19 protein-coding genes are annotated in these 17,463 nt (G+C 34.0%); 1 reads left to right on the forward strand and 18 read right to left on the reverse strand.

What is annotated here, in order from left to right; genetic code table 11:
- Positions 1-2: 2 nt before the first annotated feature.
- From SPD89_RS00545 to SPD89_RS00565, 5 genes are all read right to left on the reverse strand, one after another.
- Entirely contained in the window at positions 3-209 is a 207-nt protein-coding gene (locus tag SPD89_RS00545) for a DUF4227 family protein (protein ID WP_336259995.1), read from the reverse strand.
- Positions 210-370: 161 nt separating this feature from the next.
- Positions 371-826 (reverse strand): ferric iron uptake transcriptional regulator, encoded by a 456-nt coding sequence (gene fur / locus SPD89_RS00550; RefSeq protein WP_336259996.1) that lies wholly within the window; start codon positions 824-826, stop codon positions 371-373.
- Between the two features lie 91 nt (positions 827-917).
- A complete protein-coding gene (gene spoIIM, locus SPD89_RS00555) occupies positions 918-1,577 on the reverse strand; it encodes a stage II sporulation protein M (RefSeq protein WP_336259997.1) in 660 nt (219 codons plus the stop codon).
- An 89-nt stretch (positions 1,578-1,666) separates the two neighbouring features.
- Positions 1,667-2,854, reverse strand: a complete 1,188-nt coding sequence (locus SPD89_RS00560; RefSeq protein WP_336259998.1) for an endonuclease Q family protein — start codon at positions 2,852-2,854, stop codon at positions 1,667-1,669.
- Complete coding sequence (locus SPD89_RS00565; protein ID WP_336259999.1) at positions 2,844-3,401, reverse strand: NUDIX hydrolase; 558 nt, start codon at positions 3,399-3,401, stop codon at positions 2,844-2,846. Before SPD89_RS00565 ends, SPD89_RS00560 begins: the two co-directional genes overlap by 11 nt.
- Positions 3,402-3,508: 107 nt before the next feature.
- On the opposite strand from SPD89_RS00565, the gene SPD89_RS00570 reads away from it, so the two are divergent.
- Complete coding sequence (locus tag SPD89_RS00570; protein ID WP_336260000.1) at positions 3,509-4,417, forward strand: aldo/keto reductase; 909 nt, start codon at positions 3,509-3,511, stop codon at positions 4,415-4,417.
- Positions 4,418-4,475: 58 nt separating this feature from the next.
- On the opposite strand, the gene cotE is transcribed toward SPD89_RS00570, so the two are convergent.
- The 13 genes from cotE to ymfI form a co-directional block, all read right to left on the reverse strand.
- On the reverse strand, positions 4,476-5,036 hold the full coding sequence (gene cotE, locus SPD89_RS00575) for an outer spore coat protein CotE (protein ID WP_336260001.1): 561 nt from the start codon (positions 5,034-5,036) through the stop codon (positions 4,476-4,478).
- Between the two features lie 966 nt (positions 5,037-6,002).
- Positions 6,003-6,431 (reverse strand): RicAFT regulatory complex protein RicA family protein, encoded by a 429-nt coding sequence (locus tag SPD89_RS00580; protein WP_336260002.1) that lies wholly within the window; start codon positions 6,429-6,431, stop codon positions 6,003-6,005.
- Entirely contained in the window at positions 6,397-7,950 is a 1,554-nt protein-coding gene (gene miaB, locus SPD89_RS00585; protein WP_442961020.1) for a tRNA (N6-isopentenyl adenosine(37)-C2)-methylthiotransferase MiaB, read from the reverse strand. The genes SPD89_RS00580 and miaB overlap by 35 nt, the downstream gene beginning before the upstream one ends.
- 299 nt (positions 7,951-8,249) lie before the next feature.
- Positions 8,250-8,510, reverse strand: coding sequence for a stage V sporulation protein S (locus SPD89_RS00590; RefSeq protein WP_336256603.1), 261 nt, complete (start codon positions 8,508-8,510; stop codon positions 8,250-8,252).
- A gap of 159 nt (positions 8,511-8,669) precedes the next feature.
- The gene (locus SPD89_RS00595) at positions 8,670-9,470 is read right to left on the reverse strand and encodes a TIGR00282 family metallophosphoesterase (RefSeq protein ID WP_336260004.1); all 801 of its coding nucleotides are present in this window, start codon (positions 9,468-9,470) and stop codon (positions 8,670-8,672) included.
- 130 nt (positions 9,471-9,600) lie between these two features.
- Positions 9,601-11,166, reverse strand: coding sequence for a ribonuclease Y (gene rny, locus SPD89_RS00600; RefSeq protein WP_336260005.1), 1,566 nt, complete (start codon positions 11,164-11,166; stop codon positions 9,601-9,603).
- Positions 11,167-11,389: 223 nt separating this feature from the next.
- Positions 11,390-12,406 carry a recombinase RecA gene (gene recA / locus SPD89_RS00605; RefSeq protein ID WP_336260006.1) on the reverse strand — a complete coding sequence of 339 codons (1,017 nt, stop codon included), beginning with the start codon at positions 12,404-12,406 and terminating at the stop codon, positions 11,390-11,392.
- A gap of 176 nt (positions 12,407-12,582) precedes the next feature.
- Positions 12,583-13,830 (reverse strand): competence/damage-inducible protein A, encoded by a 1,248-nt coding sequence (locus SPD89_RS00610; RefSeq protein WP_336260007.1) that lies wholly within the window; start codon positions 13,828-13,830, stop codon positions 12,583-12,585.
- Positions 13,827-14,405, reverse strand: coding sequence for a CDP-diacylglycerol--glycerol-3-phosphate 3-phosphatidyltransferase (pgsA, locus tag SPD89_RS00615; protein WP_336260008.1), 579 nt, complete (start codon positions 14,403-14,405; stop codon positions 13,827-13,829). Before pgsA ends, SPD89_RS00610 begins: the two co-directional genes overlap by 4 nt.
- Before the next feature lie 111 nt (positions 14,406-14,516).
- Entirely contained in the window at positions 14,517-15,410 is an 894-nt protein-coding gene (locus SPD89_RS00620) for a helix-turn-helix domain-containing protein (RefSeq protein WP_336260009.1), read from the reverse strand.
- A gap of 17 nt (positions 15,411-15,427) precedes the next feature.
- A complete protein-coding gene (locus tag SPD89_RS00625; protein ID WP_336260010.1) occupies positions 15,428-16,213 on the reverse strand; it encodes a YmfK family protein in 786 nt (261 codons plus the stop codon).
- A 184-nt stretch (positions 16,214-16,397) separates the two neighbouring features.
- Positions 16,398-16,646, reverse strand: a complete 249-nt coding sequence (locus tag SPD89_RS00630) for a DUF3243 domain-containing protein (protein ID WP_336260011.1) — start codon at positions 16,644-16,646, stop codon at positions 16,398-16,400.
- Between the two features lie 94 nt (positions 16,647-16,740).
- Positions 16,741-17,457 (reverse strand): elongation factor P 5-aminopentanone reductase, encoded by a 717-nt coding sequence (gene ymfI, locus SPD89_RS00635; protein ID WP_336260012.1) that lies wholly within the window; start codon positions 17,455-17,457, stop codon positions 16,741-16,743.
- Positions 17,458-17,463: the final 6 nt, after the last annotated feature.

Genomic DNA, 17,463 nt, shown 5'->3' on the forward strand with positions numbered 1-17,463 from the left:
TTCTATTCTCCTAAACGAAAAAATAAATGAAGCCGATCCATAAATCCATCTTCCTCACTAAAAACTTTCATAGCTGGTCCTTCTGGTTGGTCGTACCGATGATACTGTTCATATTCATTATGCATTGCACGTAACCCAAAATAAAATAAGAATGTACAACCTACAAATATAATGGTTACTTTAATAACATCCCATAATATACGTTTCATTTTTTGGCACCTTTCTCTAAAAAAAGTCTATCTATTAGAAAGATATGCCAAAAAAACGAAATTATATACCTTCATTTTACATGATTAACGATTAATATGCAGTAATAAAAGTACTGTACTTAGAAAAAAACGACCGCTCATTTTAAAAATGAAGGTCGATTTTAATTTGCTTCTACTGTAGCGTTTTGGCACTGCTTGCAAATACCATGGAAAGTTAGTCTATGATCTTTTACTTGAAATTGCCAACCGTCTTCCACAATTTTTTCAACATCACTTAATAAATCTTCAATTATTTCTTCCACCGAGCCACATTCCATACACACGAGATGATGATGAAAATGCTTAACTCCTTCTTTACGTAGATCGTAACGTGAAACACCATCACCAAAATTAATTTTATCAACAATTTTAAGTTCAGATAGCAATTCTAACGTTCGGTATACCGTCGCTAAACCAATTTCTGGTGCTTTTTCTTTTACAAGTAGAAATACTTCTTCCGCACTCAAATGGTCTTCCTCGCGTTCCAAAAGCACAGTTAAAGTAGCTTCACGTTGCGGAGTTAGCTTGTAACCTTTGGCATGTAACTGTTTTTTAATTCTTTCTATTCGCTGCTTCATGGAATTACCCCTCCATCTATCACTTTAATTATAGGCACACATGAAACAGCTGTCAAAAAATAATCATTTTCACAGAAGAAAATTACTGTTTTTATGATAAATTAAAGATAATAGCATAACTCGTTCTTAAGATAGCTTTAAAAGCTTCGTTTGCAACAAAAGTTTCAATAAGTGAACTGCCTAATGCACATAAAAGGAGGATGAGAAAAACAAACGTATATTGAATAAATGGTTTCCCTAATGAGTTGGAAATTCGTCCATTTCCAAATAATTTATGAAGTAATGCAAGAGAAAAAATCATCGATAAGCTGCCAGCGATTATATAAATTGGAATCGTTATAATATTTTGTGGTGCGATTGATATGGACGCTAATAATAATCCTTTCCCACCTAATTGATTCACGATAAAGCCAACAGAAAATCCGATTACGAGTCCTTTAATAAAAACTAATATCCAAACGACCGGCAACCCGATTATAGTAAGACCTAAAATAAACAATAGAAGTAAATATTTTACATGAAAAAAGAAACTGCGCTTTAATATATCTTTACTTGCGATTTCTTGATCACCATTAATTTGTACATAATAACGATCTAGATGAAAAAATAAATCTTGTTTTTGAATGAAGTCCATACTATTTACTGTAATTGCTCCGAAAATAATTCCTGTTAAAAAAAGTGTGACCATAAATATATAAATCGTCATATTTTCTTTAACATGGTTTAATAGTACATTATTTTTAAAATACATAGAAATCCTCCGTCTCTGGGTCAAATCTCTTAATTAATAGATATGAAAGATTTCTATGTAAAATTACTATTTTTTAAAAACTCTATCAATCAATCGTTAACTGTTGTTAATTTTTTCATGGAGACTCGACCATATTTTCCTCCACCACCTGCTTCAATATCTAGTTCTCCCTTCCTCATATCAACGATCATTTTCGCTAATTTTTCAGGAATTACAGTTGCTAATTGTTGGTAAGGTATATGGTGTATTACAGTCATTTCAGTTGCAAAATGATCAAGTAACTTTTCAAATGTTTTCTTTCCAAGACCTGGTAGATAGTCAAGCGGTACTTGATAGTAATAAGGTGGTCTTTGATTGGATTCATCGGTATCTTTTAATTCAGTTATTCGGTCAAAAACACCATTAATAATTTTTTTGGATTGGCAATGGGAACATTGCTTTGACTTATACGGTGCTTGCTTCATACACACTTGACAAACTGTCGTATAATATTTACCCAGTTTTGGGTTCATACCGTAATTTGCTACAATTTGACGCCCATTAACTCGTTTAAGTGCTTTGGAAAATTCTTGAAAAGTAGGCTCTTTCATCATTATTTGTTGATACTCTCTCGCAAGCTTTTGTAAGGAATGACTATCAGAATTGGATAAAAAGGTATATTTGTGTAATTCTACAATTTGATCAGCCATTTCTGTATCAGAACTTAATCCTAGTTCTATTCCATCAATTAAATTAGGATTTAAAACCTCTGTTAAAGAATTTCTTACACCTTTTCCATATAAACTTTTAAATGGCGTAAATACATGTGCCGGAATGAAGAGTCCAGATAATTCTTTAACCTTCAACTGTAAATCTGTTGCTGTTCCATAATACCTCTGGGAACTTAAATGTACATTTTTCATCCTGCCAGAGAGCCATTCGGTAAAAGAGTTAATTGTAGCTAATGTTGGAAAATAACAGAGTACATGAATAGGCCCTTTGCAATGTTCATCATAGACTTCAATTTCTGCTCCCATTAGTAAGGTTACATTTTCAAATCGAATGCCACCTTCTTGCAGTTCTTCAGCTTGTTGGCTTCTAATCAATTGGGCGATTTCTTGTTGTACAAGAGGAGATTGGCAATCAATCACTCCAACCATATCGATTCCTTTTCTTCTACTTGCCTCAATTAGTATATTTTTTAATGTTAGTTGCTTAGATGCTGTAATCTTTACTGGATGATTATTCATATTTCGACCAATATGGATATGCATATCAGCAAAAAATTTATTTAACATGTTTATTCAATCCCATTAATTTCAAATATGTTAATGCATAAACGGTTTTTGCATCATAAATATCTTTTGTTTGCATGAGCGCTTCCGCTTCTGCGATAGATAACTCATGAATTTCAATAAATTCATCTTCATCACCACTAATTGGATTCTCTGCCTTTTGTAAAGCATTTGAATAATATATGTGAATGATTTCATTGGCAAATCCAGGTGATGTGTAGAAGGATGTAATATATTGTAAAGCTTCTGCCCTATATCCAGTTTCTTCTTCGAGTTCTCTTATTGCCGTAATTTTAGGATCCTCATCTAGTTCTATTTTTCCCGCAGGTATTTCTAATAATGACCGCTCTAAAGGCTTTCTATATTGTTCTACTAGTAAAATTTTATTTTGAGGTGTGATTGCGATAACGGCAACTGCACCAGGATGTTTTACAATTTCTCGTTTTGACGTGTTTCCATCAGGTAATTCAACATCATCAACTTGTAAAGAAATTATGTTTCCGTCAAATAGTTTTTCACTTCGTAACGTTTTTTCTTCAAATTTTTTCATATTAACCTCTCATTTATGTTTGTTTCTCTCTATTTTAACATAAACTAATCCAATTAGTTGTGAAGCACTTTTTTGACCGTTACAATAATAGAAAAGGGTGTGGTAAAGTGAGAATGAATCGATTGGGTAAATCAGATATTTATATTTCCGAGCTAACGCTTGGCTGTATGTCACTTGACCTCGATCAATCAAATTCCTCTAAAATAATCAATTTAGCTTTAGATAATGGGATCAATCATTTAGATACAGCTGATTTGTATCAATTTGGTGACAATGAAAAAATGATAGGAAAAATTATAAAAGAGCGCCGTGAGGATATTATTTTAACCACAAAAGTTGGTAATCATTTTAATACAGATACAAAAACGTGGTATTGGGATCCTTCAAAAAAATATATTAATCAAGCTGTAGATAAAAGTTTACAACGACTTCAGACAGATTATCTTGATTTATATTTACTTCATGGAGGAACGATCGATGACCCTATGGATGAGACGATAGACGCATTTGAACAATTAAAAAAATCCGGTAAAATTCGTGCATATGGGATTTCTTCAATTAGACCAAGTGTTATTCGAGAATATGTTAAAAAATCTTCCATTGATGCTGTAATGATGCAATATAATATACTTGATCGCAGGCCCGAGGAATTATTAAATTTTTTAGCTACCAATAAAGTAAGTGTTTTAGCACGAGGACCTTTAGCAAAAGGAATGCTAAGTGGGCAGGCAGTTAAATACATTGCTCAAAAAGGAAAAGATGGATATTTGGACTATACACATAATGAACTTTTACAGATAATTAATAAATTAAGTAAGTTACATCTTCCAATTGCAAAGTTATCGTTTCAATATGTACTTCATCATCCTGTTGTTGCAAGTGCAGTATTTGGCGCAAGTACTGTGAAGCAATTAAAAGAAAATATTTACTCGACACATCTTCTTCCTTTAGATGAAGAATTAGTAAAAGAAATTAAAAAAATTACAAAGCCTATTTTTTATACAACGCATCGTTAAACAAAAATATAAGCTATCTATTCTTTTTGAGTAGATAGCTTAATTAATTTGGAAGAAGTCATCTCCTTTTTCCTTTGAAAAAATCATCCTTGCCGCTTTCCCTTGTTTCTTCTTCGCCATATCTAGAATGTTTTTTATGCTGATCGGACTGTCTTGTAGGGCTTACTCTTACATTTACTTTTGTTTCACCTATTACTTTAACTTCGAATTCTCTTTCTATTTCTACCGCGATTTGGTTCCCTTGTTTTTCAATTTTGCATTGTAAGCAATTTGGCTGTTGAATAACTTTTACAACAACTTCATAGTCATCATGTAAACAATTTTCATCCTTGTTTGATAATTTAACTTCATCACAATAGTCAACAGTTTCTGTTACTACTTCAGTTTTTGTATTATCATTAAAGGAATACCAAATATTAATATCGTAAGTTCCATGCACTTCTACAATATCAGATGTTTTCTTTTTTGCATGATAACGATGATTAATTACCCAGCAACCTAAAATACTTGATGGTTTATGTGATGGCGAAACATGGTTATCTGATTTGGTTAATTTCCGACCTCTTCCACATACCGCTTTCGTTATGATTTCTCTATAGTCACTATCAAGAAAAGTCATTGTTACGTATACCTCCTCTTTTGTCATAGTCATTTTATGCAAGACAAATACCTAAGGTGCATACGGAACAAAATTTAAGAAAATCTTTTCATTAACTACAATAGCTTATACTCTCATTAGTGATAAGATACGCTGTTCTTTAGCCAATTTATCTAATGATTGCCGATAGAAACGAGGTAAATGGCTTTCCCACCCGATGATAACAGGACTAATCTCTTTCTCGTTCTCTGTTAAAATCGAAATATACCGTTAAAATAAACAATGAATATGGTCAACTCTAAAGCGAACGATCACAGGACAGGGTTCAGAATGATACTAACTATTTAACTGTTAGAACTTAATACAGAGTAAATGTAAACTGTGGCGTAGCGATTTATCACCGTTGGGGAAAAGTGACTCTACCTCGCTCTGGAATGTGAGTCGATTAACAACATGCAGAGTTCAGATCTAAGATGTCGAGTTGATCTGCAAGACGTCGAGTCTTTTTCCAACATATCGAGTCGATACGGGCATGTTTCGATCTTAATCGTGACCGTTTTGGGTAAGGGTCATAGAAAACGGGTATGTTTCGATGTTAATCGTGACCGTTTTGAGTAAGGGTCATAGAAAACGGGCATGTTTCGATGTTAATCGTGACCGTTTGGGTAAGGGTCATAGAAAACAGGCATGTTTCGATGTTAATCGTGACCGTTTTGAGTAAGAGTTATAAAAAACGGGCATGTTCCGATATTAATTGTAACCGTTTTGGGTGGGGGTCATGAAAAACGGCGAGTCTTTTTCCGACTTGTCGAGTCGTTCCGTATCGATTTATTAATAAGCAGAGCCTTACGTCGCAGTTTATGGAAATTAGTAATAAGAGTAAAAGAAAAATCCGAACAATACAAACTTCAAGAAGAAATTTGAAATAATTCGGATTTTTCGATGACTATAACACTTTTTATTAACCTCTTATTATTATCTTTTGAATTAATGACCACAAGAAGTTTTATTTTTTACTTTTGATCCTGTTTCCCCTGATAAAAGATCGCCACCTGTATCACGAATAACATGATTCGTAACTTCACGTGCAATTGTTCCAGATACGAGTTGTAATACATCATTAACTACTACTTGAATTTCTTTAAATTCTTGAACAATTGGAATACTATCCAGTTCATTTTGAACATTATCTATTTCTGTTTCTACTTTTTTCAATGCTTCCTTTTTTTCATATGCTTGTAAATTGACAGCCTGTTTTTGCAATGTTTTAATACGGGAAATTAATCGCTGCACCTTTTCGTTTTCGTTAATTTTAGCTTCTAGTTGTTTAAATCGTTCAATTTCTTCTGTTTGAGCAAGCATAGCTGCCAATTCTTTTGCTTCATTTATTACTTGCTGACGTGTATATTGTGTCATCTTCATTCACCTCGACTGTTTCTTTGACTAGTTCTCCGTTTAGTGACCATGTCTTTGCTTCTGTTATCTTAACATCTACTATCTTGCCAATAATTGATTTAGAGCCTTTAAAATTAACAACTTTATTTTTTTCTGTATATCCCGAAAGAACAGTGTCGTCTTTTTTACTTTCTCCTTCAACGAGAACCTTCACTGTTTTTCCTTCATAAGTTTTCATTGATTCAGCCGATTGTTTGTTTACTAATTCATTTAACCGCTGTAATCGTTCTTTTTTCACTTCCATTGAAATGTTATCCTTCTGAACTGCTGCTGGCGTGCCCTCACGTGGTGAATAAATAAATGTATACGCAGACTCAAACCCTACTTCTTCCATTAGTGTCATTGTTTCTTCAAACTGTTCATCTGTTTCATTTGGAAATCCTACAATAATATCTGTAGTTAACGTGACGTTTGGAATAGATTTTTTAATTTTATTTACTAACTCTAAATACGATTCTCTCGTATATTTTCGATTCATTTTTCTTAAGATTTCACTGCTTCCAGATTGCACTGGTAAATGTATATGGTCGAGTAAGTTTCCACCTTGTGCCAGCACTTCAATTAAATGATCATCAAAATCTCGTGGATGTGAAGTTGTGAACCTGATACGTGGAATATCAATTTTATGCATATCATTCATTAAATCGGCGAAACGATAATCGATATCTTCAAAATCTTTACCATAAGCATTTACATTTTGACCCAATAATGTTACTTCTTGATACCCTTGGGCAGCGAGATGACGAACTTCCTGAATAATATCTTCTGGGCGTCTGCTACGTTCTTTGCCACGTGTCATTGGGACGATACAGTACGTGCAAAATTTATCGCACCCATACATAATATTTACCCATGCCTTAATTTTTCCATGTCTTACTTTCGGAAGGTTCTCAATAATATCGCCTTCTTTAGACCATACTTCAACAACCTGTGCTTTACTAAACATCGCTTCTTGAATTAAATTTGGTAACCGGTGGATATTATGAGTTCCAAAAATCAGATCCACTTGTTGGTGCTTCTTAAGTATTCTATTTACAACTGATTCTTGTTGTGACATACATCCACAAACACCAATAATAAGATCAGGCTTTTCTACTTTTAATGATTTTAAATGTCCAATCTCACCAAACACTTTATTTTCAGCATTTTCTCTAATTGCGCAAGTGTTTAATAAGATAATATCTGCTTCTTCATTTATTTCAGTAGGAACATATCCCATTTCTGTTAAAATACCAGCCATTACCTCCGTATCATGCTCGTTCATCTGACACCCGTAAGTTCGAATTAAGAATTTTTTACCTTCTCCAACAGTTTTCATATCTTCTGGTATTTCAAAATCATAATGAACTTTAATTTTATCCCGTCCACGTTTACGAGCTTTTCTTATATCTGGTGGCTGATACGTTGTCTCAAAATAATGAGCAAAGTCAGCTGTTGTTTTTTCCGATAGAGGTTTGTCCTGGCTGGATTTTCTGTCCATGGACAAATCCTGTTTAATTTTCGCTTGCTCTTTCCGTTGCTCTTCGTTCATTCTATTACTCCTTTCTCAAGTTACATACACCATTAATTTATATTCATCTAATAAGTATATAAGTTTTAAGATAATTTCACAATTATTACTGTTACATCATTTTATTTGTATTTTTCATATTTGAAGGAAAGGTGACAATGTTTCCATGTATAAAATAAATTAATATCAAACATTTAAAAAAACTACCTTAAAAAAAGGTAGCTTTTTAGTTAAATATTCACTTTTTTATTAAAATTCGAATATGGATGTTAACGTGGCTCTACAATCAACTTAATTGCCGTTCTTTCTTCACTATCAATTAATATGTCCGTAAACGCGGGTATACAAATTAAATCTACTCCGCTTGGTGCAACAAATCCCCTAGCGATTGCTACTGCTTTAATTGCTTGGTTTAATGCCCCTGCGCCTATTGCTTGAAGTTCTGCTGTACCATTTTCTCTCAACACATTTGCTAATGCCCCTGCTACTGAGTTCGGATTTGACTTTGCTGAAACTTTTAAAACGTCCATTACTTAGTACCTCCTCCATTAACTAATATAGATTTATTGCTACTATATTCTAAGAAATGATACCTTATTACTTAATTATGCATGATTTACCATATATTACAACTATCAATTACTCACTTCTTGAGTTATGAAGGGACCATTCGTAAGTAAAACAGTAGTTTACATATCAAAAAAAGGATGGTCGTTATTTATTAATATTCGCTCAATCTTCGTTGCTTTTCCTGTACTATTGTCAATTGTAATGAAACATCCATTTAATTGATTTCTACCTTTTTTATCTACTTCAAAGCGAACTGGCATATTTGTTAAGAACCGATTGATCACAGATTCTTTTTCGACTCCTAAAATACCATCATATGGTCCAGTCATCCCTACATCAGTTATATATGCTGTTCCTTGCGGTAATATTCGTTCATCTGCAGTTTGAGTATGTGTATGGGTTCCCACAACTGCACTTACACGTCCATCAACATACCAAGCAAAAGCTTGTTTTTCACTTGTTGCTTCAGCATGAAAATCAATGAAAATAATATTCGTTCGTTTTTTTGCTTCTTGAATTAATTCATCGACTTTTTTAAAAGGATCATCATGTGAATCTAAAAATGTTCTTCCTTGCAAATTGATAATAGCTACTTCTAATTGATTACTTTTTATAAATACAATTCCTTTCCCTGGATTATTTTCCGGAAAATTAGCTGGTCGAATTAAATATGTAGCACTATCTATAAAATCAATGATCTCTTTTTTATTCCATGTATGATTTCCCAATGTAACAGTTTGTACACCTAAATTTAAAAACTGCTTATATATTTTTTCTGTAATTCCTTTTCCAGCTGCAGCATTTTCTCCATTTACAATTGTGATTTGCGGTTTATATTTATCTTTTAATTTCGGTAAATATTGTGTAAGCATATCTCTTCCAGGTGAACCAACGATATCACCAATAAATAATATGTCCATCATGATACTCCTTATATAAATCTCATATTTAATAGACTAAACGAAGAGCTTTAATCTCAGTGTATAAAAAAAAGCGGCATATTTCTACCGCTTTTTTCAGTAATTTTTATTGCTTTTGATTTTCTATTCTTTATTTTGCGTATTCAACTGCTCTTGTTTCCCTAATTACCGTCACTTTAATATGTCCAGGAAATTCAAGTTCGCCTTCAATACGCTTTCGAATATCTCTTGCGATATGCGTTGCTGCTGCATCATCAATTTCATCAGGCTTTACCATGATTCTTACTTCACGGCCTGCTTGAATTGCGTAAGATTTCTCAACACCAGTAAAGGAATCGGAAATTTCTTCCAGTTTCTCCAAGCGCTTAATATAATTCTCAAGCGTTTCACTTCTAGCTCCCGGTCTTGCAGCAGAAAGTGCGTCTGCAGCTGCTACAAGAACTGAAATAACGGAAGTAGCTTCTTCATCCCCGTGGTGCGAAGCAATCGCATTAATAACAACAGGATTTTCTTTGTATTTTATCGCGAGTTCTTTACCTATTTCAACGTGACTTCCTTCCACTTCATGGTCAATTGCTTTTCCAATATCGTGGAGTAAACCTGCTCTTCTAGCTAGCACCTCGTCTTCACCTAATTCAGCTGCAAGCAACCCTGTTAGGTAAGCGACTTCCATCGAATGCTTTAACACATTTTGACCATAGCTAGTTCGATATTTTAAGCGGCCTAAAATTTTAATTAAATCAGGATGTAAACCATGAACACCGATTTCAAATGTTGTTTCTTCACCAATTTCACGTATATGTTCATCCACTTCTCTTCTTGCTTTATCAACCATTTCTTCAATACGTGCTGGATGAATTCGACCATCCTGCACTAATTTTTCTAATGCAAGACGTGCAATTTCTCGTCTAATTGGATCGAATCCTGATAAAATAACTGCCTCAGGTGTGTCGTCAATAATTAAATCAATACCTGTTAATGTTTCAAGTGTCCGAATATTTCGACCTTCGCGTCCGATAATTCGACCTTTCATTTCATCATTTGGTAAGTTAATTACTGAAACAGTAGTTTCAGCTACATGATCAGCAGCACAACGCTGTAAAGCTAACGATAATATATGTTTTGCTTTTTTGTCTGCTTCCTCTTTTGTGCGATTCTCCGCCTCCTTGACCATCACTGCAGTTTCTTGTTTTAATTCATTTTCTAATCGCGTTAAAATAACTTGCTTTGCTTGGTCAGTTGTATATCCAGAAATGCGTTCAAGCTCCGTTTGTTGCTTAACTAGTATAGCTTCCACTTTGCTTTCCATTTCTTCAATTTGTTGTTGTTTTTCTGCAAGCGTCTCTTCTCTTTTTTCTAAAGAGAGTTCACGCTTATCGAGCGTAACACTTTTTTTGTCAAGAATTTCTTCTTTTTGGATTAAACGATCTTCCTGTTTTTGAATCTCCAAACGACGTTCACGTAATTCTTCCTCAATTTGCTGACGAAATACATGATTTTCTTCTTTAGCCTCAAGAAGAGCTTCTTTTTTAGCGGCATCTGCATTCCGACGTGCTTCATCAACTATTTGTTTTGCTAAATTTTCCGCACTAGAAATCTTAGCTTCTGCAATAGATTTACGAATCAGATAACCAACAACAATACCGACGATTAGGACTAAGGCGAGCAAAATGGAGATGAGTAAAGGGTTGTCCACGTTCTTCACCTCCTATTGCTATGAAATTGTAAAAACTCTTTATTGTCGGCATATACCATATCAATAAGAATAAAATGTATAACTATTGTTATAAAATTATACATCTTAATTTTAATTGTACCAATAACCAATGTCAATAGAAAGCCATTTCTTCTAAAAAAGTAAAAATCCTTTACTTTATCATAAACTCTAAATAAGTAAAGGATTCTCTTTATTATAGTTCTTATTCTTCTATTGTTTCAGTCTCAGCCGTTTCATCAAGTTGATAATATTCTCTAATTGCTGTATGAATTTCAGCGGCTATCATTTCATTTTCTAATAGGAATTGTTTAGAATTTTCTCTTCCTTGACCGAGCCTCTCTCCATTATAAGAGTACCAGGCACCACTTTTTTCGACGATATCAAGTTCAGAACCAATATCAAGTATTTCGCCTTCAATTGATATCCCTTCACCATACATAATATCAACCATTGCTTGTTTAAAAGGAGGTGCCACTTTATTTTTTACAACTTTTATTCTCGTTCTATTTCCAATCATTTCCGTTCCTTGTTTTAACGTTTCGGCACGACGAACTTCAAGTCTAATAGATGAATAGAATTTAAGTGCTCTACCACCAGGTGTCGTTTCAGGATTACCGAACATGACTCCAACTTTTTCACGGATTTGGTTAATAAAAATGGCAATAGTTTTTGATTTATTAATCGCTCCAGATAGTTTCCTTAACGCTTGCGACATTAAACGGGCTTGAAGACCTACGTGAGCATCACCCATTTCTCCCTCAATTTCTGCTCTTGGCACTAATGCTGCAACAGAGTCAACAACGATAACATCAATAGCGCCACTGCGAACAAGCGCTTCTGCAATTTCCAACGCTTGCTCTCCAGTATCTGGTTGGGATAACAATAATTCATCTATATTAACTCCTAATGCCCTTGCATAATTCGGGTCGAGCGCATGTTCAGCGTCGATAAATGCAGCTTGACCACCATGCTTTTGCGCTTCTGCAATCGCATGTAAGGCAACAGTAGTTTTACCTGATGATTCTGGACCATAAATTTCAATTACACGTCCTTTAGGGTAACCCCCAATACCTAATGCAATATCAAGTGCTAGTGAACCACTTGGAATAGTATCTATTTTACGTTCTGCTTCTTCTCCTAATTTCATTACAGAACCTTTTCCAAATTGTTTTTCAATGTTACGTAATGCCTCATCTAATGCTTTTTGCTTGTCACTCAATACGTTTACCTCCCCTGATTAACTATTTATATCATACCTTTTTTTATGCGAATATACAAATGATAAGCGAATACACGTTCTTTCATTTTCCCCACATAATATGACGAATAATTCAATTTTAATGCATGTATGGCTATGTATATTACTTTTTCTTAAGGAATTAAAAGCAAAAAATGTCACTTTAAATAATTAAATAAAATTTCTAACCCTTTTAAAACAGAGCGATAACGAATATCATTACGATCGCCTTGAAAAAAACACTCCTCAACATATTCATAGCCATTCACATCAAAAAGTCCAATATATACTGTCCCTACATTTCTACCCTCTACTTCTAACGGACCTGCCACCCCTGTAAAGCTTATTCCAATATCAGCATTTAATAATTCGGCGACATTTTTAGCCATTTCAATTGCACATGCCTCACTTACGGTTCCCTTTTCTTCAATTGTTTGTTTTTGAACTTGTAAAATGTTTAATTTTACATCAGGATCATAACAAACGATACTACCCAAGAATACTGTTGAAGCACCATTCAAAGAAACAAATCGATCTGAAAATAAACCGCCAGTTAAACTTTCTGCAGAAGCAATTCGTTTATTTTTTGTTTGCAGCAATGAAAACACTTTTTCTTCAAGTTCATCTCGGTCAACTCCATAAAAATATTCACCGACTTCTTTCAAAATAGTCGTTTTGGTACGTTCTAACAGTTCATTGGCTTTATTAGTAGATACTGCCTTTGCTGTTAAACGAATCGTAACACCATCTTTTGCAGCAAGTGGAGCAATGGTAGGATTTTGTTGAGAAGCGATCAACTTGCTTAATTTATCCTCGAGTGCAGACTCACCTATCCCCGTAAACCGAAGTACGGTTGACTGGATCACCATTTCACCATTAATACTTTTTAAAAATGGTAGTACATCGTCAGTAAAGAGTTGCTTCATTTCTCTAGGAACTCCCGGTAAAAAAACCCAAAAACTATTTTGATATTTAACAATATTTCCAGGAGCCATACCAACTTTATTAGTTAAAACTTTGGAATCTTTAAAAACTCGCGCTTGTCTTTTATTATTCGGTGTCATAAATAATTTTTGTTTTTCATAAAACTGTTTTATTTTTTCCATAGCGTTCGGTTCTTCGACGATAGACAGTTGGCTAATTTTTTGGAACGCTTCTCTTGATAAATCATCTGCAGTAGGTCCGAGACCCCCAGTAACAATAATGACATTGGAGCGCTCTTGTGCGTGCTTAAATATAGATGAAAGTCTATCCAAATTATCTCCTACAACCGTGTGAAAAAAAGTATTAATTCCATTTGCTGCTAACTGCTCAGAAATCCATTGGGCATTGGTATTTGCAATTTGCCCAAGTAAAAGTTCTGTACCAACCGCAATTATTTCCGTGTTTAATGTTTTTTTTGTCATTTTGAATCCCTCATTACATGCCAATTCTTAATAAAGTATTCAATCCCGGACCACGCAGTTAAAATCAACGCAAAATACAAAAACAACATATCGATAGGGATACCTACGTAAGAGAATGGAAAGTTATGTAACAATAAAAATGCTATTGCACTAATTTGAGAAACGGTCTTTAATTTCCCCATATTACTAGCGGCTAAAACAATTCCCTCACCAGCAGCTACCAGTCGTAATCCAGTTACTGCAAATTCGCGGCTAATGATTATGATAACAATCCAAGCAGGTGCAAGACCCATTTCAACTAATAATATAAATGCCGCCGATACGAGTAATTTATCTGCAAGTGGGTCTAAAAATTTACCCATATTTGTTACAAGATGATATTTTCTTGCATAATAACCGTCTAACCAGTCTGTAAGAGAAGCGATTAAAAATATGATACCAGCAACAAAATGAGAAATTGGTAAAGTTGTTGCCCCGATATTCCACTCCCCCCAGTCAAAAGGTATACTAAGAATTATGATAAATATTGGTATTAAACAAATTCGTGATAATGTTATTTTATTAGGTATATTCATTGTTTTTATCACCTTTCTATTGATCAAAATTAACTTGAGTTATCTCTGGATAAGTTACGTATTCATTTTTGCGAGCTCAAAAAACCCCTCAAGGATGGAGGGGCAAAACAATTATTCGTTTTGTTTTAAGTTAACCCATAATTTTTGGTGAACCGTTTCCTGTGGATCTATTGGGTATTCTAGTTCAACGCCATTTATTTTGATTGTAAGTCCATTAGCGTTCCCAACATTAAAGTAAATTCTTTCTTCTTCCGAGACATCAATCGATTCAGATTCTGTATTTGCTTCTAATGTTGAAGCGACATATGTTTTTTCAGATGCTCCTTTAGCTTCAACATACACTCTGTCATGAACCTCAAAAGTTACTTCTGCCTGGTTACCAGTAAAAGTAAAATCAACTTCTGAAGTTGGGGAATTACCAGTTCCAGTTTCTACAACGGAGAAGCTAGCTTCAGAGGTGCTAGAATCTGATTCGGATTCGTCAGTTTCGCCCTTCTCTTCATTGGGATCATTTTCATTAGTCTCTTCTTCTTCTTTACCCGGCTCATCAACATTTCGGATAATTTCATCACTTTCCTGATGCCCTTCGATTTCAGTATCCGATTTTGATATTGCTTGTTGGTACAAGGTCCAGGCAACAAAAATAATACCAATTACTAAAATTATAACAATAATCGTGGGAAGTAAAGAAAAAATAGAAGAACCAACTTTGGAAGGTCTAGTGCGTCTAGATCTTTCCATCCTAGTATATTGTACCGTCTGTTCCTCTTCTGTTTGAATTTTGTCCTCATCAAAATCTTGAAGAACTTCAGTTGGATCCAAGCCAACTGCCTGAGCATATTCTTTAATAAAAGCTCTAGCATAAAAGCGACCCGGTAGAGCATGAAATTCATCCTGTTCGATAGCTGCAAGATATCGTTTTTGTATTTTTGTCATTTCTTGAACGTCATCGAGAGAAAGGTTTTTCGCTAGCCTCGCTTCTCTAAGTATTTCGCCAATCTCCATTGTTAACACCATCCATTTTAAAAATCAAACATTGAATAATTATTCGAACCATTCTTTCTTTCAATTGAATCATATGTAATTTCTTCATTTTCATCTCGACGAATTTCAATAATATAATCGAAATCATCGATAGTATATTCAGTAGATTGAATAAAAATATCAGGATGCTCAACAACTTTTGTTGCTGGCAGTTGCATAATTTCTCTAATTAATTGCCAATGCTGTTCGCTAGCCCTTTGTTGTGATACGACACCGTCAATTATATAGATATAATCTTCCCCATATTCTCCTTCAATTAACTGATTTCTAACCGTTTGTTTTAATAAAGTACTCGAGACAAACAGCCATTTTTTATTCGCACTTACACTTCCAGCTACAATTGATTCTGTTTTACCAACTCGAGGCATTCCACGAACGCCAATCAATTTATGTCCGTCACTTTTAAATAGTTCAGACATAAAATCAACGAGCAATCCAAATTCTTCTCGTACAAATCGAACAGTTTTACGATCCTCAGTATCACGATGAATATATTTCCCATGCCTTACAGCTAATCGATCTCGTAATTTCGGTTTCCTGAGTTTTGTAATTTTTATCGTATCAACTTTATCTAAAATCGTTTTTAATCGTTCAATATGCTCATCATACTGAGATAAAAGTAACATTCCTCTTCTTGAATTTTCAATCCCATTGATCATAATAATATTAATGGATAACATTCCTAACAAAGAAGATATATCTCCTAGTAATCCTGGTCTATTATATTGTAACTCATATTCAAAATACCATTCCGTTCTATCCATTACTAATATCCTCTTTCCTTCATAATCACTCCTCCTAATTTTACCTAATCAGTAATGTAAATGCAATATAATCCGTGTTATTTCACAGGATATTAACTCCAATTTAATCTATATGCCCCAAAAATGAAATAAATGAAAAAGAAGCTAAAATAACGACTAGCTTCTTTTGTCATTTCATTATCTTTTATTGTTTTTGTACAAGCTTCATCATCGTACTAGCAATTGCTCTTTGTTCTTCAGGTGAAGCAGCATTCCAAAGTTCCTGTAAAACTCTTTCCTCTTTATTTTCAGGTTCAACATGCTGACTTAAATAATCACCTACATGCTGTGCAATATTCGTAATTGCCTGATTGCTCATACCATGATCTTTCGCTTGATCAATTTTATTGGATAAAAATTCTTTCCAAGTTGAAAAGTTATCTAAAACTGACATGACATAACCTCCTTATTTTTATGTTTAGTATTTAACTAACACAAGTTATTATGCATTAGAAATAAGGAGTTTTATTAAATTATCGACGTCTATATCACCAGCCACCAGTAATATTAACAATTTCCCCTTGAATATAATTAGATCTTTCATCCATTAAAAAACTAACCGTATGTGCGACATCACTCGTCACTCCAACCCGATTAAGTGGGATATGAGCTATAATATCTTCTCGTTCTTCATTCAAAATATGCTGATTCATTTTCGTGTCAATAAAACCAGGGCTAACTGCATTTACTGACACGCCACTAGGTCCAACTTCTTTTGCCAATGCTTTAACAAAACTATTTTGAGCACCTTTTACAGAAGAATAGATCACTTCATTACTTGCTCCAACATCGCCCCATATTGAAGTAATAAAAATAATTTTTCCTGCTTTTCTTTGAATCATTTCAGGTAAAAAATGTTGTATTACTAACCAAGGTGATTTTACATGAAGAGAGAGCATTTCGTCCATCTCACTCTCTAGAACGTCTTGAAACAAGCCAAAATGAGCAATGCCAGTTACATAAATAACGGCATGCACCGGAAAGAATATATTTTCACACAGCCGATGAACCTCCGTATTTTTCCTTAAATCCGCCCGCACTGTTTGGAGTACGGTTTGTTCATCTAATTCTTCTATTAACGTTTTAATAGATGCTTTATTTTGATGATAATGAAGTATCAAAGAATACCCTTCTTTGGAGAGCTGCTTACTAATTGCACTTCCAATATCACCACTTGCCCCCAAAATCAAAACATTTTTACTCATCATTTC

It is taken from the genome of Pseudogracilibacillus sp. SO30301A (genome assembly GCF_037072025.1).
GTDB lineage: Bacteria > Bacillota > Bacilli > Bacillales > Amphibacillaceae > Pseudogracilibacillus.